Genomic DNA, 19376 nt, shown 5'->3' with positions numbered 1-19376 from the left:
GCTTTGCGACAACGCGGATATGAAAGAACCGTCCTCTACGCTCCGCGAAACCGACGACGAGGCCCGCAAGCTGGCGCGCACCCTCTTGCGCTCCGCCCGCTATGCGGCTCTCGCCGTTCTCGATCCTGAAACCGGCTTTCCCTTCGCAAGCCGGGTTCTCCTCGGCACCGACATAGACGGCGTGCCTGTTATTCTCGTTTCTGCGCTCTCGACCCACACGAAAGCGCTCGCTGCCGATGCCAGGGCCTCGCTCCTGACCGGCGAGCCCGGCAAGGGCGATCCGCTCGCCCATGCCCGCCTGACGACCCAATGCCGTGCGGAACAGGTGGAGCGGGATACGCCTCTCCACGCGCGCATCCGCGCTCGTTTCCTCAACCGTCACGCCAAGGCGAAACTCTATATCGATTTCCCGGATTTCCGTTTCTTCCGGCTCATCCCGCAATCGGCCAGCCTTAATGGCGGATTCGGCCGTGCTTACATTTTGGACGGCAGCGATCTCGTGATTCACTCCGAGGCAAATGATCACATCGCTGAAAAAGCTGACGCTGCAGTGCAAGATTTAGTAGCGCGCCATCCGGACCTGATGTTAGCGCTGACATCCAGGCTGAAGGCACCTGAAGCGGGTCCCTGGCGCATATGTGGGGTCGATTCCGAAGGTTTTGATATGATTTCAGGTGACTTATTGATGCGTTGCGAGTTCGACATACCCGCTGAAGACTTAGATCACATTTGTTCAAACATATCTAAAATAGCATACCTGATACCTTAAATTTAGGTATATACAATCTTCGAGCCCAATTGCTAGGTTTCGCCGTCAGTCAAAGAACCGTCTGACGGCCTGTGCCTGTACGGATGATGTACGTTTCGCATTAGGAAGAAAAAATATGGAAACCTCTGATTTGGCCGAGCACACCAATGTGGCGGCAGCTTTATTATCGGCCATGGCCAACCCCAAGCGTTTGCTGATCCTCACCAGCCTGGTAAAGGGAGAAGTGCCTGTCGGCGTTCTCGCCACCCAGGTCGGCCTGAGCCAGTCGGCCCTCTCCCAGCATCTGTCGAAATTGCGCGCTCAGAAGCTGGTCAAGACCCGTCGTGATGCACAGACGATCTACTATTCCAGCAACTCCGAGCCGGTCATGAAGATCCTCGCGACGCTGGAGGATATCTACGTGGCTCAGAACCGGAGCAGGTCTGCAGCCTGATGTTAGCGCTGACATGACGTCAGTTTGAGCAACGTTCCGAGGAAATGTTTCCGAGGGCGCCGCTTAACGATTTTCAGCACGTAAAACCTTTGGGACCGGCAATTCGCAAGAATTGCCGGTCCCATCTATGTCAGAACGACAGGCTTAGCTGCCCACCACTCCGTTGCTGGCGCGCGTCAACACGACGAGCGACGGACGGGCTGGTACGCCCGGCTTGAAGTCCGGCCAGTTGGTGCCGGCATCTTCCATCGAGGTCGCATCCTCGTTGTCGGCCATGCGCAATTCACCCGGATGCTGGACCGAGAGGAAGACGCTGGAGCCGTCCGAGGTGAAGGTCGGCGAGCAGGTCTCCGAACCGACAGGCGCGATATAAATGAGCTTCGGCAGCGCGCGGCCCGGACCCTCCGTATCCATAACGTAGACGGAATCGGCGATGCCTTCCGGCGGCGGGCCGTCGGTGGTCACCCAAAGGCGGCCTGCTGGATCCACGGCAAGGTTATCGGGGTCGGTAAACCAGCCGGCCGAGGTGGTCGCCGGGTGGAACATCGCCTGGTCCTCGGGCTTGGCCGGATCGCCGCAGAGCACGAAAACGTCCCACCTGAAGCTTTCAGCTGCGTAATCGGGCTTGTCAGGACCGCCTGGCGTTACCAGCTCCAGCAGATGCCCATGCGGGTTGGGGCCACGTGGATTGGCAACGTTGACCTGTTCCTTCTCGTCGTCCCCCTGGCCCTTCGGCAGGCGATCCTCGTTTTCGGTCATGGCGACATAGAGTTTGCCGGTGCCGAGATGCGGGATGAAGCCTTCCGGCCCGTCCATCGGCGTCGCACCAACGAGGTCGGCGGCAGCGCGGATGGCGAGAACCACGTCGGCCTGCGTCTTGAAGCCGGCTTGCTCCGTCAGCGGACCTTCGCCGGCAACGAGCGGGATCCAGCGCATCGTGCCGTCGCTTTCGAACTTGGCGACCGACAGTGTGCCGTGGTCGAGCAGGTCCTTGTTGGCGGCGCGATCGCCAGGGTTCCACGGATCGCGGGTGACGAAGCGGTAGATATATTCGAAATCATCGTCATCACCCATGAAGACCACGACGCGGCCGTCAGGGGCGACGCAACATTGCGCGCCTTCATGCGTCATGCGGCCGAGTGAGGTGCGCTTGACCGGCTTTGCCGTCGGATCGAACGGATCGATTTCGACAACCCAGTCGAAACGCATCCACTCATTCGGCTCTTCCTCGAACTTGAAGCGCGGCTCGACGCGGCTGACAGCGTAGATGTCGTTCTCATCCTCGTCCCAGCCCTGGCGCTTGACCAGTTCCTGGTTCGGCAACTTGGTATAGTCGCCTGCAAAGACGTCCATTGCGCCTTCCTCGCCCGAAAGCATCGTGCCCCAAGGCGTGATGCCGCCATTGCAGTTCGAGATCGTACCGAAGACAACAGTGCCGGTCGGATCGGCCTTGGTCTTGAGACGGTCGTCGCCGGCAGCCGGGCCGGAAATTCCGATTTCCGTGCTCATGTGGATGCGGCGGTTATACTTGCCGTCCTTGACCACCTGCCACTGATTGCCATCCTTGCGCACTTCGAAAACGGATACGCCAACGGCGGCCATGACGGCGCGGATCTGGTCCTCGGTCATCTTCTCGCGGTAATCGTCGGCGGTCAGGCCCGGGAACATCAGATAGGGCGTCGCATATTCATGGCTGACGACCATCAGGCCGTGATCGGAGCTCTTTTCGCCCCAGGGCAGCGGCAGGAACTGCGTGAAGTCATTGTTGTAGCCAAACTGGCGCTCGGCCGCCTTGCCATTGAGCTTGGCGACATCGAATTCCGGGCTGTCGGTAAAGAGAGCGTCGCCCCAGCGAACGAGGATCTGGCGCTCGTAACCATCAGGCCAATGGTCGGCGGTGTCGCGCACGCGCTTCAGTTCGGGGAAAGTAAGGGTCGACTCGGCAGCTTCTGCCTTCGTTGCTTCGAGCGCCGGCGCAAAAGCGGCTGCCCCCATGGCGGCGATGAAGCCCTTGAGAACGGTACGGCGACGAACGCCTTCTTCGAGAATGGTGCCGTAGCTCGGCGCAAATGCACGCCGCGGATTGGGACGCGGTCTGGTTTTCTGGCGGTCCGTCATGACTACCTCCGGTAAAAACGGTTGAATTTCAAGGAAATGAATGAAATGCCCTCGGCCATTGCGGCCATCGATTTTTGTAGCAATGCCGGGCGAAGGATTGATGACGCCCGAAGTGTCCGGGAACGGCAGACGGCGGCGCTTCTTCGGCTTGACGCCTTGCCGGGCGCTGATAATTTGACCGGGCAGTAAAAATAAACGGCACCAAGCCTTGAACGGGAACGGCCTCCCCAACGGCCAGGAGAACAGCATGTCCAACCGCCTGAATGCAACGCCAAACGACCTTCGCGCCTTTTGGATGCCCTTTACCGCAAATCGCCAGTTCAAGAAGGAACCGCGCCTCTTCGTGAGCGCCAAGGATATGTACTACCAGACCCATGACGGGCGTCAGGTTCTGGACGGTACGGCTGGCCTCTGGTGCGTGAATGCTGGCCACTGCCGTCCGAAGATCACCGAGGCGATCAGCGAACAGGCTGGCGAACTTGATTACGCCCCGGCCTTTCAGCTCGGCCATCCCAAGGCTTTCGAGCTCGCCAACCGCCTGGTCGACATCGCGCCGGAAGGATTGGACCACGTCCTGTTCACCAATTCCGGTTCTGAATCGGTGGAAACGGCGCTCAAGGTGGCGCTCGCCTATCACCGCGTGAAGGGCAACGGCTCACGCTTCCGCCTGATCGGCCGTGAGCGTGGCTATCACGGCGTCAATTTCGGTGGCATCTCGGTCGGCGGCATCGTCACCAACCGCAAGATGTTCGGTACGCTGCTGACCGGTGTCGACCACATGCCGCACACCCATCTGCCCGGCAAGAATAACTTCACCCGCGGCGAACCCGAGCATGGCGGCGATATCGCCAGCGAACTCGAGCGCATCGTCACTCTGCACGATGCATCCACGGTTGCTGCCGTCATCGTCGAGCCAGTCGCTGGCTCCACCGGCGTTCTCATTCCGCCGAAGGGCTATCTGCAGAAGCTGCGCGAGATCTGCACCAAGCACGGCATCCTGCTGATCTTCGATGAAGTCATCACCGGCTTCGGCCGCCTGGGCGCTCCCTTTGCTGCCCAGTACTACGATGTGAAGCCCGATATCATCACCACCGCCAAGGGCCTGACCAACGGCGTCATCCCGATGGGCGCGGTCTTCGTGACCTCGGAAATCCATGATGCCTTCATGAATGGCCCCGAGCACATGATCGAGTTCTTCCACGGCTATACCTATTCCGGTAACCCGATCGCCTCGGCCGCAGCACTTGCAACGCTCGACACCTACAAGGAAGAAGGCCTGCTGACGCGTGCAGCCGAACTCTCGGACTACTGGGCCGACGCGCTGCATTCGCTGAAGGATTGCCCCAATGTCATCGACATCAGAAATACCGGCCTTATCGGCGCCATCGAACTCGACCCGATCGCCGGTGAACCGACCAAGCGCGCCTTCACGGCTTTCCTCAAGGCTTACGAAAGCGGCCTGCTGATTCGCACGACAGGCGACATCATCGCGCTCTCCCCGCCGCTAATCATCGAGAAGAAGCACATCGACGAGCTCTTCGGCAAGCTGCGTACGATCCTGCAGAACAACATCTGAGCTCAATCGTCCCAAGTGAATTCAAGGGCGAGGCGCCGGCCTCGCCCTTTCTTTTGATATCGGCGACCTCAATCGCGTTATCGGTCTCCAGCCTCAGGGATTTCCTCCAGACAGGGCAAATCAACCCAATGGAGATCCCATGCCAAGACTTGCCTTTGTCCTCCCTCTGCTCCTGCTGCTGGTATCAGCAGCACATGCCGGAACCGGTTTCCGCGAAATCACCCTGCCCGGCAAAAACGCCGATCGCCCGATGCATGTCAGCATCTGGTATCCGACCGCGTCTGACGCCACGCCCGTCCTTCTCGGCGAAACACCGGCCTTCATCGGCCAACCTGTAATCAAGGACGCCGAACCCGTAGCCGGCCCGCATCCGCTGGTCGTCCTCTCCCATGGTTATGGCGGCAGCTGGCGCAACCTCGCCTGGCTCGCCGCCGATCTCGTGGACGCAGGCTATGTCGTCGCCGCACCCGATCATCCCGGCACGACCACATTCGACATGCGAAAGCCCGATGCCGTTGAACTGTGGAAGCGCCCCGGCGACCTCAGCCGCGTGATCGATGCTCTGCTCGACAATCCTGATCTGACGGGCCGCGTGGCATCCGATCGGATTGCCGCCATCGGCCATTCACTCGGCGGCTGGACGGTCGTCGAACTGGCGGGCGGCCGCTTCGACGCCGCCAAGGTGACGAAGAATTGCGTGGCTGAATTCAGCCCGATTTATTGCAAGATATTCGAGGCGCTCGGCATCGGGCGCGATGCGGCGTCAAATGCGGCGATGGCCGCCGATCTCAGTGATGCAAGGATTCGTGCCGTCGTGACACTCGACCTCGGACCTGGCCGCGGGCTGACACCGGAGAGCCTTGCGGCAATCCATATCCCCCTCATGGTGCTGGGTGCCTCGGCGGATGTGGATGCGGACACGGCAACCGAGGCGGACATAGCCGCCACCAACAAGGATTCCGATTACCTTGCCCGCCATCTGCCGCCAGCGGCCACCACCTACAGCCTTATCCCCGGATCGCTGCATTTCAGCTTCATGCAGCCCTGCAAACCTGGCGCCGCCGAACTGATCGAGAAGGAAGCGCCAGGGGAGAGCATCGTCTGCCGGGATGGCGTCGGCGCAGATCGCGGAACGATTCACCGGCAGGTTTCCAGCATGGTCACGGATTTCCTGGGAAAGGCGCTCGCTGATCAATAGAGCAGCTTCCTCGTCTGCGCGCTTTCGGGGAGCCACGGATCACGAAGACATTCGGCCTGCGGCCCTGCAGGCCTTGTGTGATGAGACAGATACGCTCAGGAAACGGAGGCGATCGACAGGCAGAGGGCGAATTTTTTGACGAGCCGGCGGTCGAAATGCCCTTCATTGGCCAGCATCCAGCTCAACGCCTCCTTCGCGCTCCACGGAGCCTTGTAGGGGCGCACCGAAGTAACGGCGTCATAGACATCGCAAATCGCGGCAAGACGTGCGTGAAAGCTAATCTCGCCGTGGGACAGCTTGCGCGGATAACCCTTGCCGTCGATCCGTTCATGATGATTGAGGCAAACGTCGAGAACGATTTCCGACATGCCCTCCTGGCGCGACAGGATTGCATGCCCTTTTTCCGGATGATCACGGATCAACTGGATCTCGTCTTCGTTCAGGCGCCCCTCCTTGTTGAGTACTTCGAGCGGAATTTCGAGCTTGCCGACGTCGTGCAACAGCCCCGCCGTGCCGAGCGTCTGCACCACTTCCTCATCCAGTCCGAGATGGCGGCTGAAAAGGATCATCAAGGCACTGACCGAAAGGGAATGCAGAAAGGTCACTTCGTCCTTGGACTTCAGCCGGGTAACGCTCATGAAGACGGCAGGGTGGTCATCCATCGATTTGGAAACGGAGGAAATCACCGGCTCGACCTGATCGACGGTGATCGCATCTCCACCCTGCAGCCGACCGAAGACATCTTCCAGGACCTCCACGGATTTCTGAATGGTCTCGCGCGCTGCCTTGACGTCGATCTCGATCTTACGTGAGGTGTTCCTGACATCGAGACCCTTGGTGGTGTTGATCACGACACCTGCATCCGCGCACTCATTGAGCTTCAGCGTATCGCTCTCGCGCCGCAGTAAGAACCGTCGCCGAGATAGAAGAGGATCGTGCCAGATACCCTCGACCATCTCGATAAACATTCCGGTGCGCACCTGCCTGGCTTCAATACGCTTGAGCATCCAGATATCTGTTCCCGCTATCTATATATCGACAAATCGAATATTTTATTGCACCGCAACAATATCTACAGGAACGACAGTTATACTGGGATTTTCAGAATCAATTATTAATTGTCTTGAATATATGAATTACCGCAAGGATCATTGGCGACGTTACCGGCTGTCTGCTTATTCGCAGCCGTCGATATGCTCGGTCGAAGAAGATTCGCTTCGGTTTTCAGCAGAAGTTGAAGTCACACCCGACTGAAAGCACGCGATCAAAAAAACATCGCCTAACGGTCGCAGCTTGAGACTGCCCTGGCAGCGGCCGCGGCAAGCCTGAGGGATGGTCGAGACAAGGCAGACCGAAAATTGCGGGAAATGGACTGAAAAATCAAAAAATCGGGCGCAATCTTTCCAGATTTGGCGAAAACGAACCCGATCTTGTTATCATCTTGCGGAATCTCACCGAAATTCCTAGAAATCTTGCCATGCGCCGCGCGAGCCAAATATGGCCGCGAGGCTCATTGATCGCGCAGCTTTTCCTCGTCCTTGGCACGCTCCCGAAGGGATCGCTGACAAAAGAAACGGCTTTCGCGGCAAGCAACCGGTGGTCGAAGAGACCCTACCCAAGGAGAGAGAACATGACCCTGAAGACCCTGACGGCGACGCTCATCGCCTCGCTGGCATTTGCGCCGCTCGCGCATGCGGATATCGTCATCGGCCTCATCGCGCCGCTGACCGGCCCGGTGGCTGCCTATGGTGACCAGGTAAAGAACGGCGCACAGACCGCCGTCGATGAAATCAACAAGAGCGGCGGCATTCTCGGTGAGAAGGTTGTGCTCGAGCTTGCTGACGACGCCGGGGAACCGAAGCAGGGCGTTTCTGCCGCAAACAAGGTTGTCGCCGACGGCATCCGCTTCGTCGTCGGTCCGGTCACCTCCGGCGTTGCAATCCCGGTTTCCGACGTTCTGGCCGAAAACGGCGTGCTGATGGTCACGCCAACGGCAACCGCGCCTGACCTCACCAAGCGCGGCCTGACCAACGTTCTGCGCACCTGCGGCCGCGACGACCAGCAGGCAGAAGTCGCCGCCAAATATGCTCTGGAACACTTCAAGGACAAGCGCGTCGCCATCATCAACGACAAGGGCGCTTACGGTAAGGGCCTTGCCGACGCCTTCAAGGCGACACTGAACGCAGGCGGCGTCACCGAAGTCATCAACGACTCCATTACGCCCGGCGACAAGGACTTCTCCGCACTCACGACCCGTATCAAGGCCGAAAAGGTCGATCTCGTCTATTTCGGCGGCTACCACCCGGAAGGCGGCCTGCTTGCCCGCCAGTTGCATGACCTCTCGGTCAACGCCCAGATCATCGGCGGCGACGGCCTCTCCAACACCGAGTTCTGGTCGATCGGCACGGATGCGGCAGCCGGCACGTTGTTTACCAACGCCTCCGACGCCACCAAGAGCCCGGACTCTAAGGCTGCTGCCGATGCACTGGCCGCCAAGAACATCCCGGCCGAAGCCTTCACGCTCAACGCCTATGCTGCCGTCGAAGTGCTGAAGGCCGGCATCGAGAAGGCCGGTAGTGCCGAGGATGCGGAAGCCGTTGCTGCTGCCCTGAAGGGTGGCGAACAAATCTCGACCGTCATCGGCAAGCTCACCTACGGCGAAACCGGCGACCTCACCTCGCAGAGCTTCTCGCTCTACAAGTGGGAAGGCGGCAAGATCGTCGCTGCCGAGTAATCGAAACGAATGAAACACGGGATCGGGCGTCGTCGGCGCCCGGTTTCGTTTGCGGGCATCGAATCCACAGACAGATGCGCTATAACTCGCGGAATCGATTGTATCGCGAGGATAGTCATGACCGCCAAACTCGAACGTCTCATCGATCAGGGTGTGGGTCGCATACCGGCCGATATCGTCTTGAAAGGCGGACGCTTCTTCGATCTCGTGACGGGTGAACTCGTCCAATCGGACATTGCCGTCGGTGGCGATCGTATTGTCGGCACCTGCGGCGCCTATAGCGGCGAGACCGAGATCGATATCTCCGGCAAGATCGTCGTTCCCGGCTTCATCGACACACATCTGCATATCGAATCCTCTCTCGTCACGCCGCATGAATTCGACCGCTGCGTGCTGCCCTATGGTGTGACGACCGTGATCTGCGATCCTCACGAGATCGCCAATGTGCTCGGCAAGGACGGTATCGAGTTCTTCCTCGCTTCGGCGCTCGAAACGATCATGGATATCCGCGTGCAGCTGTCCTCCTGCGTGCCGGCCACGCATCTGGAAACATCAGGCGCCGACCTGCCGGTCGAAAGCCTCCTGCCCTATCGCGACCATCCCAAGGTCATCGGCCTCGCCGAATTCATGAATTTCCCCGGCGTGATCCACAAGGATCCCGTCTGCATGGCGAAGCTCGACGCCTTCCAGGGCGACCATATCGACGGACACGCGCCGCTTCTTTCAGGCAATGATCTGAATGGCTATCTCTCCACCGGCATTCGCACCGAGCATGAATGCACGAGTGCTGTCGAAGCGCTGGAGAAAATTCGCAAGGGCATGCATATTCTCGTGCGCGAGGGCTCCGTCTCCAAGGACCTGCACGCCCTGATGCCGATCATCACCGAACGCCTGTCGTCATACCTCGCGCTCTGCACCGATGACCGCAATCCGCTCGATATCGCCGAGCAGGGCCATCTCGACTACATGATCCGCACGGCGATCGCTGCTGGTGTCGAGCCGCTGGCGATCTACCGGGCCGCCTCGATCTCCGCCGCCCGCGCCTTCGGCCTGCGTGACCGCGGCCTCGTTGCCCCGGGCTGGAGGGCCGACCTCGTCGTTGTCGACAGCCTGGAGAATTGCCGGGCGGAGATGGTCTTCTCGGCCGGCCGCCACGTCACCGATGCGCTCTTTGCCACCCGCAAGCCCGTCTCGCCTGTCGGCCTAGACAGCGTCAAGGCGCGGCCGGTCAATGCGGCCCACTTCGGCGTACCCGTTTCGGAAGGCGAGACGCCCGTCATCGGCGTCATGCCCGGCAAGATCATCACCGAGCATCGTCGCTACCGCCTGCCAGCCAGGGGCAACCAGACCACCGTCGATCTCGGCAATGACATCATCAAGGTGGCCGTCATCGAGCGTCACGGCAAGAACGGCAATCACGCCAACGGCTTCGTCCAGGGTTTTGGATTGAAGAAAGGCGCCATCGCCTCGACGGTCGGCCATGACAGCCACAATATCTGCGTCGTCGGCGTCAGCGAGGATGACATGGCGCTTGCGGCCAATCGTCTCGGCGAGATCAAGGGCGGCTTCGTCGTTGTCGAAGACGGCAAGGTCACCGGCGAGATCGCCCTGCCCGTTGCCGGCCTGATGAGCCTCGAACCCTATGAGGCGGTGCGCGACACGCTGCATCATCTGCGCAAGGCGGCCTATGCGCTGGGCACGACCCTGGAAGAACCTTTCCTGCAGGTCGCCTTCCTGCCCCTGCCCGTGATCCCACATTTGAAGATCTCGGACAAGGGAATGGTGGACGTCGATCGCTTCGCGCTGATCAGCTGACGACTGAGTTAGCTGATACGAGCGCAGAAGGCGTCAAGCGCGTCGAGCTGCACTGCCTTGATGCTGGCGACGGCTTTGAACCCGGGCATGGACAATGGAGCGCCCAGTACCATGCCGGCAGGAAGTTGAAACTCCGCAGGCTCACGCGTCAGATTGAAGACGAAGAGCAGTTTCTCGTCTCCCTTCTCACGCACGAAGGCGAGCAGATCCTGATTGCTGCCAACGAATTCCATGCTGCCGTCGACGAGCGCTGGATAGGTTTTCCGGAATTCCAGCGTACGCCGGTAATGATGCAGCACGGAGCTGTCATTGTTTTCCTGCGTGTCCACGGAAAGTGCTGCCTGCTCATAGGGCACCGGCAACCAGCTCTTTTCCGCGCTGGTAAAACCGGCATGCGCCTTGCCGGCCTCCCAGGGCATCGGCGTGCGGCATCCATCGCGGCCCTTGAAGGCCGGCCAGAAGCGAATGCCATAAGGGTCGCGCAGGTCTTCGAAGGCAAGCTCCGCCTCCGGCAGCCCCAGCTCCTCGCCCTGATAGAGGCAGATCGAACCGCGAAGTGCTGCCAGAACCGAAATCGCCAGCTTGGCGATAACAGGACGCTCCTCTTCTGTCAGCGCGAAACGGCTGACGTGGCGGTTGACGTCGTGATTGGAGAAGGCCCAGCAGACCCAGCCGTCCTTCACCATGCGCTGGAAGCTCTCGACACAGCCGCGGATATGATCTGCCGTGAAGTCCGGACCAAGCAGGTCGAAGGTGTAGCACATATGCAGTTTGTCGCCGCCGGTCGTGTAGGCCGCAACGGTCTTCAGCGAGCGCGCACCGTCGCCGACTTCGCCGACAGTCGTGCGCCCCTCATACTGGTCGAGCAATGCACGGAAGCGCTTGAGGAATTCGAGGTTTTCCGGTTGCGTCTTGTCGTAAAGGTGGTTCTGCATGCCATAGGGATTGCTGTCGGGCGCATCGAGGCCGGGCTGATCCGGGTCTGGCTGATGCGGCGGATTGTCTCGGAGCAGCTTGTCGCAGAAGTAATAATTCACCGTATCCAGCCGAAAACCGTCCACGCCGCGGTCGAGCCAGAATTTCACCGTCTGCAACAGCGCATCCTGAACCGGCTTGCTGTGAAAGTTCAGGTCCGGCTGCGAGGTCAGGAAGTTATGCTGGTAATATTGCCGGCGTACGCCGTCCCATTCCCAACCCGGTCCGCCGAAGATCGACAGCCAGTTGTTCGGCGCCGTCCCATCGGGCTTCGGATCGGCCCAGACATACCAGTCGGCCTTGTCGTTCATGCGACTGGAGCGGCTTTCCACGAACCACGGATGGCGGTCGGATGTGTGCGAAATCACCTGGTCGATGATGACCTTGATGCCGAGCCTGTGAGCTTCTGCCATCATCGCATCGAAATCGTCGAGCGTGCCGAAAATCGGATCGACGTCGCAATAGTCGGAGACGTCATAACCCATGTCGGCCATGGGCGATTTGAAGAAGGGGGAGAGCCAGATCGCATCGACGCCAAGGCTTGCGATATGAGAGAGGCGCCGGGTTATCCCCTTGAGATCGCCGAGCCCGTCACCGTTCGTATCCTGAAACGAGCGCGGATAGACCTGATAGATCACCGCACCGCGCCACCAATCCGCATTCCCGCCTGTCTGCAGCACCATTGACCACCGCCTCCTGCTTCATTTCGCCCGCAACACTAAAGGCGGCGAAGCAAAAAACAACAGCGCAATGGCGCATTTGGACTTGAATGACGGACGGTCGCGATCGGACAAAAGGGAGACGCTTATAAGCTTGTCCACACCCGAATGCTACCCACCGGTTTAGGGGTTGCAACGCCAAACCTTTGCGTTAAGGTGCCGTTGACCTGCACGTAACAGGTCAAATCGGGAACAAATGACTAAAGAAAAGGCGAAAAGCCTAGAAAGGTGGACCCAGTATGTCCTTTTTCACGAAAAAATTTCTCGCGTCTGCAATGGTTGGCTCATTGCTCGCATTTTCGGCCCACGCGGCCACGCTGAATATCCATAATGGTGGCGACCCCACCTCGCTGGATCCGCAAAAACTCTCCGGCGACTGGGAAAACCGTATTGCCGGCGACATCTTCGAAGGCCTCGTCACCGAAGACGCCAAGGACAACCCGGTTCCCGGCCAGGCCGAAAGCTGGACCATTTCCGCTGATGGCAAGGTCTACACCTTCAAGCTGCGTGACGGCATCAAGTGGTCCGATGGCCAACCGGTAACGGCCGGCGACTTTGTGTTCGCCTTCCAGCGCCTCATCGATCCGAAGAATGCGGCCGACTACGCCTATCTGCAGTTCACCATCAAGAACGCGGAAAAGATCAACAAGGGCGAGATCACCGATCTGAACGAGCTCGGCGTCAAGGCAATCGACGACAAGACGCTCGAGATCACCCTTGAAAACCCGACCCCTTATTTCATCAACGCCCTGATGCACTACACGGCCTATCCGCTGCCGAAGCATGTCGTCGAGGCCAAGGGTCAGGACTGGGTCAAGATCGGCAACATCGTCACCAACGGTCCGTACAAGCCGGTCGAGTGGGTCCCCGGTTCGCATGTCACGACCGTCAAGAGCGACCAGTACTACGGCGCCAAGGATGTGAAGATCGACGGCGCGAAGTTCTTCGTGCTTGAAGACCAGGAAGCCGCGCTGAAGCGCTACCGCGCCGGCGAATTCGACATCCTCACCGACTTCCCGACCGACCAGTACGAGTGGATGAAGAAGAACCTGCCTGGCCAGGCGCATGTCGCCCCCTTCTCCGGTCTCTACTACTACGTCATCAACTCGACCAAGCCGCCCTTCAACGACAAGCGCGTCCGTCAGGCTCTCTCGATGGCGATCAACCGCGAAGTCATCGGCCCTCAGATCCTCGGCACCGGCGAACTCCCGGCTTATTCCTGGGTTCCACCGGGCACGGCAAATTACGGCGAACCGGCCTACGTTTCCTGGAAGGACCTTCCTTACAAGGACAAGGTTGAAGAAGCCAAGAAGCTGCTGAAGGAAGCCGGCTTCGGCCCGGATCATCCGCTGACCACCGAGCTCAAGTACAACACCAACGACAACCACAAGCGTATCGCCGTCGCGATCGCCTCCATGTGGAAGCCGCTGGGCGTGAATGTCGAGCTCGTCAACGCTGAGACAAAGGTCCACTACGACCAGCTGCAGCGTGGTGAAGTGCAGATCGGCCGTGCCGGTTGGCTCGCCGACTACAACGATCCGGACAACTTCCTGAATCTGCTCGTCACGGGTGTCCAGATGAACTACGGCCGCTGGTCGAATGCCGACTATGACAAGCTGATCAAGGACGGCAACGCTCAGACCGATCTGACGAAGCGCGCCGAAATCTTCAAGAAGGCCGAACAGCTCGCGCTGGACGATTCCGCAGCACTTCCGATCTACTACTACGTCTCCAAGAACGTCGTCTCGCCTAAGATCGAAGGCTTCGTCGACAACGTTCAGGACATCCACCGCACCCGCTGGCTGTCCATCAAGGAATAAGGATGAAAGGCTCTTCCCGGTCCTCCCGGGAAGAGCCGCTCCACGATCATGATCAAATACGCTCTCCGTCGATTGCTGTCGACGATCCCTGTTCTGTGGATCGCCGTCACAGCTTGCTTTTTCGTTTTGCGCCTTGCCCCCGGCGGCCCCTTCGATGGCGAAAGGCCATTGCCGCCGGTGATCCTGAAAAACCTCGCGATCCACTACAATCTGGATAAGCCGCTCGTTCAGCAGTACCTGATCTATGTCGGCGACCTGTTGAAAGGCGACCTCGGCCCCTCCTTCGCGAGCGAGGACTTCACCGTCACCCAGCAGATCATGATCGGTCTGCCCTACACCTTCACCATCGGTACGGCAGCCTTCCTGATCGCCATCATCGTCGGCGTGGCCGTCGGCTGTCTTGGGGCGCTCTATCAGAACAAGGCACCGGACTATATTCTGGGTGCCCTCATTCTGGTGGGTGTCGTTCTTCCGAACTTCCTGATCGCGCCGATCATGCAGCTGATCTTCGGCATTCACCTCGCCTGGTTTCCGGTCGGCGGTTGGGGTGACGGTTCGATCAAATATCTCGTCCTGCCGATTGTCGTTCTGTCTCTGCCGCATGCCGGCCGCATCTCGCGCATCACCCGCGGTTCGATGATCGAGGTGATGAACCAGAACTTCATCCGCACCGCCAAGGCAAAGGGCATCGGTCCGCGCCTGACGGTCATGCGCCACGCGCTGAAGCCCGCCATGATGCCCGTCGTCTCCTATCTGGGCCCGGCGGCAAGCTACCTTCTCACCGGCTCGCTGGTTGTCGAAAGCATCTTCGGATTGCCCGGCATCGGTCGCTATTTCGTCAACGCAGCGCTGAACCGCGATTACGGCATGGTTCTCGGTACGGTCATCTTCTACATGGTGCTGATCGTGTTCCTGAACCTTCTGGTCGACATCGCCTATGCCTGGCTGGACCCGAAAGTGAGAAACAGATGATCCTCAATCCTGCAAAAAGAGAGCTGCTCGCAGCCGAGTTGCTGGAAGCGGAAGGCCTGGCTCCGGAAGGCCGCTCGCTGACGAAAGACGCGCTGCGCCGTCTCTCCCGTAACAAAGCGGCAGTCATCTCCATCGGCGTGCTGGTGCTGCTGATCCTCGCCGCCTTCCTCGGCCCGAACTTCATCCCCTTCAACTATGAAGACCCGGACTGGGCCGCCTTCCGCACCCCGCCCTCCTTCGAAAGCGGCCACTATTTCGGCACCGACCCGAACGGCCGCGACCTTCTCGCCCGCGTGCTCTACGGCACGCGCGTTTCGCTGGCCGTGGCGCTGACGGCAACCCTCGTCTCCGTCGTCATCGGCGTGCTCTACGGTGCGGTCTCCGGCTATATTGGCGGCAGGCTGGACTCCATCATGATGCGCTTCGTCGACATCATGTATGCGCTCCCCTATATCCTCTTCGTCATCCTGCTGATGGTCATCTTCGGCCGCAACGTCTACCTGCTCTTTGCGGCGATCGGCGCGCTCGAATGGCTGACCATGGCCCGCATCGTGCGCGGCCAGACCCTCTCGCTCAAGCACCGCGAATTCGTGGAAGCGGCCCGCGCCTCCGGTCAGAAGCCCTTCAAGATCATCACCAAGCACATCATCCCGAACCTCGTCGGCCCCGTCGTCATCTTCGCCGCCCTGACCGTGCCTGAGATCATCGCGACCGAGAGCTTCCTCTCCTATCTCGGCTTCGGCGTTCAGGAACCGCTGACCTCGCTCGGCACCCTTATTGCCGAAGGCACCGACGCCATGGAAAGCATGCCCTGGCTGCTGATTTTCCCGGCAAGCTTCCTCGTTGCCCTGCTGTTGAGCCTGCTCTTCATCGGCGACGGCCTGCGCGATGCGTTCGACCCGAAGGATCGATAGGATGACCCCAGAAAATCAAAAAGAAAAACAGAACGATATCCTTCTCGAACTGAAGGACTATTCGATCACCTTCGAAACGCCCGAAGGGCAGGTGAAGGCGGTCTCCAACATGAACCTGACGGTGCGCCGCGGTGAGCGCATCGCCATCGTCGGCGAATCCGGTTCGGGCAAGAGCCAGACCTTCCTCGGCATCATGGGCCTGCTCGCCAAGAACGGTAAAACGACCGGCCAGGCCCTGCTCGAAGGCAAGGACGTGCTGGCGCTTAAACCCCGCGAGCTCGACCATGTCCGCGGCAAGGATATGGCCATGGTCTTCCAGGACCCGATGACGGCGCTGAACCCGTCGCTCCGGATTTCCCGGCAGCTGACGGAACAGCTCGAGATCCACCGCGGCTTTACCGCCAAGGCGGCCTCTGCCGCGGCTCTGGAGATGTTGAAGCGCGTCGGCATTCCCGATCCGACACGCCGTTTCAACCTCTATCCGCACGAGCTTTCGGGCGGCATGCGCCAGCGCATCGTCATTGCCATGGCGCTGCTCACCAAGCCGAAACTGCTGATTGCGGACGAGCCGACCACCGCGCTCGACGTGACCATTCAGGCCCAGATCCTCGACCTCTTCAATGATCTGACGGCCGAGATGAACACGGCGCTTCTGATGATCACCCACGACCTCGGCGTCGTCGCGGGTCTCGCAGACAGGGTTGCAGTCATGTATGCCGGCCGCATCGTCGAGGAAGCTCCGGTCGACGAGCTCTTCGAAAACCCGGCCCACCCCTATACGGCCGCACTCCATGCTTCGATCCCGCGCCCGGACCAGGATGTCGACGACCTCGTCGTCATCCCCGGCCGCCCGCCGAACCTGCAGCACCTGCCGAAGGGCTGCAATTTTTCGCCGCGCTGTTCGCAGGTCCAGGACGATTGCATCGACCGACCGCCGCAGCTTCAACAGCAGGGCGCAAACCACTGTGCCGCCTGTTTCCATCCCTTCCCCCGCCGCGAGGAGTTGCTGGTCCATGGCTGAACGCTCGCTTCTGAGGGTCGAGAACCTGACGACCCAGTTCGAGATCCCCTCGAAATCCTTCTTCAAGCCGCCGCTGATGCTGACGGCCGTCAACAATGTCAGCTTCGATCTCGCCGAAGGCCGCACGCTTGGCATTGTCGGCGAATCCGGCTGCGGCAAGTCGACGCTCGGCCGCTCGATCCTGCGTCTTCTGAAGGCGCAGAAGGGCCGTATCCTCTGGCAGGGCCGCAACCTGCTCGATCTGACGGATGAGGAAATGCGTGCCGCACGCCGCGACATGCAGATCATCTTCCAGGATCCGATCGCTTCGCTCGATCCGCGCATGACGGTCGGCGACATCATTGCCGAGCCGCTCACCGTCTTCGAACCGAAGCTGACAAGGTCTCAGCGTCTTGAGCGCGTGCGGGAGATCATGACCGCCGTCGGTTTGGTGCCGGAAATGATCAACCGTTATCCGCACGAATTCTCGGGCGGTCAGGCGCAGCGCATCGGCATCGCCCGCGCTGTCGTCACCCGGCCGAAGCTCATCATCTGCGACGAGCCGGTCTCGGCTCTCGACGTGTCGATCCAGGGCCAGGTCATCACGCTGCTTCGCAAGCTGCGCAAGGAGTTCGGCCTGACGCTGATCTTCATCAGCCACGACCTCTCGGTCGTACGTCTGATCTCGGATGACGTGCTGGTGCTCTATCTTGGCAAGGTCGTAGAGGCCGGTGATTGCGCGACGGTCTTCGAACACCCGGCCCATCCCTACACGCAGGCGCTTTTCTCCGCGGCTCCGATCCCGGATCCCAAACTTGCGCGCCTGCGCAGCCGCATCCGCCTGCAGGGAGACCCGCCCTCGCCGCTCAATCCGCCGAAGGGCTGCGTCTTTTCGCCCCGCTGTTGGAAGGCAACAGATATCTGCCGCACCGAAATGCCGCCGACGGAAATGATCCGTCCCGGTCAGACAGCCGCCTGCTATCACATAGACCGGCCCTGATCTCCCATCTTCCATCGCCCTACATCGGGGCGATGGACTTTCCGCTCCGTGCGGCTTGTCTCATCTCAGCACTTCGCGTATCCGCAAGAACAGAAAAAATCCGGGAGGACGGCTTGAGCGGACGGTTTCTGTCGATCGGCGAATGCATGGTGGAGCTCTCGCAGGCGGGTGAAGGCCTGCTGCGGAAAGGCTTTGCCGGCGATACTTTCAACACCGCATGGTATGCTCGCGCCTGCCTGCCTTCCGCTTGGTCGGTCGATTATTTCACCGCGCTCGGCGATGATCCTATGTCCGACGAAATGGTCGCCTTCATGGGCAAGGCCGGTATCGGCACGGACCTCATCCATCGCATCAAGGGCAAGACGCCCGGCCTCTACATGATCAATCTCAGGAACGGCGAACGCTCCTTCAGCTACTGGCGCGACAGCTCCGCCGCCCGCAGCCTTGCCGCCGATCCTGACCGCCTGCGTGAGGCGGTGGAAAGTGCTGACGTCGTCTATTTCTCCGGCATCACGCTTGCCATCCTCTCCCATGACGACGCCGAGACGTTGCTGGCGGAAATCCGCCGCGCCAAGGCAATCGGCAAGTTCGTCGTCTTCGATCCGAACATCCGTCCCCGCCTCTGGTCGAGCTACGATGTGATGCACACGACGATTAGCGAAGGCGGCCGTGCCTCCTCGCTGGTCATGCCGAGCTTCGATGACGAGGCAGCCCATTTCGGAGACGCCTCCATCGACGCCACCATTGAGCGCTATCTTGCTCTTGGCGCCTCGCATGTCGTCGTCAAGAACGGCGCCGAAGGTGCAACGCTGAGCTTCGCCAACGAGAAAGCTTACGTGCCGGCGGAAAAGGTCAAAAAGGTCGTCGACACGACGAGCGCCGGCGACAGTTTCAACGGCGCATTCCTTGCTCATTATCTGGAGAACCGGGACGCCCCGGCAGCTGCTCGCTTCGGGGCAAAAATTGCCGCCCGCGTCGTCAGCGAGCATGGCGCACTCGTGCCGAAGGAAAAGCTCGGCCTCTGATACCGTTTTATTAAAGCCTGCGCATGTCGCTTATCGCTGGCCACGCGCAGGCTCGCCCCCGCCTAAGCGGTCATTCATCGTCGATCGCCAGATCAGGAATTGGGTTTCTTATCGTCGGTGCGAACGGCTTCGTCGTGATACCAGCAGCTGTCGAGCGCAGCGTCACACACATCAGCGGCCTCCCGCTCCATCATGCGAAAGCGCTCGAAGCGGTTCTGGGCCTGAACGGCCTTGATGGGAAACTGGTATATTGTCGCGGATTCACGGTGGAAACCGATTGCCATGAGATAGCCTTTCTTCAGCTCGGC

At 60.1% G+C, this 19376-nt stretch carries 16 protein-coding genes; 12 read left to right on the top strand and 4 right to left on the bottom strand.

The window, feature by feature from the left end:
- Nucleotides 1-19 precede the first annotated feature (19 nt).
- Both AC1DM5_RS05370 and AC1DM5_RS05365 read left to right on the top strand, forming a co-directional pair.
- Complete coding sequence (locus AC1DM5_RS05370) at nt 20-769, top strand: HugZ family pyridoxamine 5'-phosphate oxidase (protein ID WP_477819778.1); 750 nt, start codon at nt 20-22, stop codon at nt 767-769.
- Between the two features lie 115 nt (nt 770-884).
- Nucleotides 885-1202, top strand: coding sequence for an ArsR/SmtB family transcription factor (locus AC1DM5_RS05365; RefSeq protein ID WP_007824533.1), 318 nt, complete (start codon nt 885-887; stop codon nt 1200-1202).
- 144 nt (nt 1203-1346) lie between these two features.
- Here AC1DM5_RS05365 and AC1DM5_RS05360 read toward each other — a convergent pair whose 3' ends face one another.
- A complete protein-coding gene (locus AC1DM5_RS05360; RefSeq protein WP_477819777.1) occupies nt 1347-3320 on the bottom strand; it encodes a PhoX family protein in 1974 nt (657 codons plus the stop codon).
- 247 nt (nt 3321-3567) lie between these two features.
- On the opposite strand from AC1DM5_RS05360, the gene aptA reads away from it, so the two are divergent.
- Nucleotides 3568-4896, top strand: coding sequence for an omega-aminotransferase AptA (aptA, locus tag AC1DM5_RS05355; protein ID WP_477819776.1), 1329 nt, complete (start codon nt 3568-3570; stop codon nt 4894-4896).
- Nucleotides 4897-5035: 139 nt separating this feature from the next.
- Nucleotides 5036-6094, top strand: coding sequence for an alpha/beta hydrolase family protein (locus AC1DM5_RS05350; protein ID WP_477819775.1), 1059 nt, complete (start codon nt 5036-5038; stop codon nt 6092-6094).
- Between the two features lie 95 nt (nt 6095-6189).
- On the opposite strand, the gene AC1DM5_RS05345 is transcribed toward AC1DM5_RS05350, so the two are convergent.
- Nucleotides 6190-7101 (bottom strand): HD-GYP domain-containing protein, encoded by a 912-nt coding sequence (locus tag AC1DM5_RS05345; protein ID WP_477819774.1) that lies wholly within the window; start codon nt 7099-7101, stop codon nt 6190-6192.
- Between the two features lie 623 nt (nt 7102-7724).
- On the opposite strand from AC1DM5_RS05345, the gene AC1DM5_RS05340 reads away from it, so the two are divergent.
- Together AC1DM5_RS05340 and ade are read left to right on the top strand one after the other, a co-directional pair.
- Nucleotides 7725-8828, top strand: a complete 1104-nt coding sequence (locus AC1DM5_RS05340; RefSeq protein ID WP_477819773.1) for a branched-chain amino acid ABC transporter substrate-binding protein — start codon at nt 7725-7727, stop codon at nt 8826-8828.
- A gap of 117 nt (nt 8829-8945) precedes the next feature.
- Entirely contained in the window at nt 8946-10643 is a 1698-nt protein-coding gene (gene ade, locus AC1DM5_RS05335) for an adenine deaminase (RefSeq protein ID WP_477974710.1), read from the top strand.
- A gap of 8 nt (nt 10644-10651) precedes the next feature.
- Here the strand turns inward: ade and bglA are convergent, their stop codons facing one another.
- The gene (gene bglA, locus AC1DM5_RS05330) at nt 10652-12301 is read right to left on the bottom strand and encodes a beta-galactosidase BglA (RefSeq protein WP_477819771.1); all 1650 of its coding nucleotides are present in this window, start codon (nt 12299-12301) and stop codon (nt 10652-10654) included.
- Nucleotides 12302-12576: 275 nt separating this feature from the next.
- Between bglA and AC1DM5_RS05325 the strand changes: the two genes are divergently transcribed.
- From AC1DM5_RS05325 to AC1DM5_RS05300, 6 genes are all read left to right on the top strand, one after another.
- On the top strand, nt 12577-14157 hold the full coding sequence (locus AC1DM5_RS05325) for a peptide ABC transporter substrate-binding protein (RefSeq protein ID WP_477819770.1): 1581 nt from the start codon (nt 12577-12579) through the stop codon (nt 14155-14157).
- A gap of 48 nt (nt 14158-14205) precedes the next feature.
- A complete protein-coding gene (locus AC1DM5_RS05320; protein WP_477819769.1) occupies nt 14206-15129 on the top strand; it encodes an ABC transporter permease subunit in 924 nt (307 codons plus the stop codon).
- Nucleotides 15126-16043: an ABC transporter permease gene (locus tag AC1DM5_RS05315; RefSeq protein WP_007824543.1), complete on the top strand. Its 918-nt coding sequence runs from the start codon at nt 15126-15128 to the stop codon at nt 16041-16043. The genes AC1DM5_RS05320 and AC1DM5_RS05315 overlap by 4 nt, the downstream gene beginning before the upstream one ends.
- A gap of 1 nt (nt 16044) precedes the next feature.
- The gene (locus tag AC1DM5_RS05310; protein WP_477819768.1) at nt 16045-17064 is read left to right on the top strand and encodes an ABC transporter ATP-binding protein; all 1020 of its coding nucleotides are present in this window, start codon (nt 16045-16047) and stop codon (nt 17062-17064) included.
- A complete protein-coding gene (locus AC1DM5_RS05305; protein WP_037100162.1) occupies nt 17057-18043 on the top strand; it encodes an oligopeptide/dipeptide ABC transporter ATP-binding protein in 987 nt (328 codons plus the stop codon). The genes AC1DM5_RS05310 and AC1DM5_RS05305 overlap by 8 nt, the downstream gene beginning before the upstream one ends.
- A gap of 113 nt (nt 18044-18156) precedes the next feature.
- The gene (locus tag AC1DM5_RS05300; RefSeq protein WP_477819767.1) at nt 18157-19068 is read left to right on the top strand and encodes a sugar kinase; all 912 of its coding nucleotides are present in this window, start codon (nt 18157-18159) and stop codon (nt 19066-19068) included.
- A gap of 92 nt (nt 19069-19160) precedes the next feature.
- Here AC1DM5_RS05300 and AC1DM5_RS05295 read toward each other — a convergent pair whose 3' ends face one another.
- Nucleotides 19161-19352 (bottom strand): DUF2735 domain-containing protein, encoded by a 192-nt coding sequence (locus tag AC1DM5_RS05295; RefSeq protein WP_477819766.1) that lies wholly within the window; start codon nt 19350-19352, stop codon nt 19161-19163.
- Nucleotides 19353-19376: the final 24 nt, after the last annotated feature.

The organism is Rhizobium sp. 01T437, assembly GCF_056398505.1.
The sequence above is the reverse complement of the archived record's forward strand: the minus strand, read 5'-3'. Positions and strand labels throughout refer to the sequence as shown.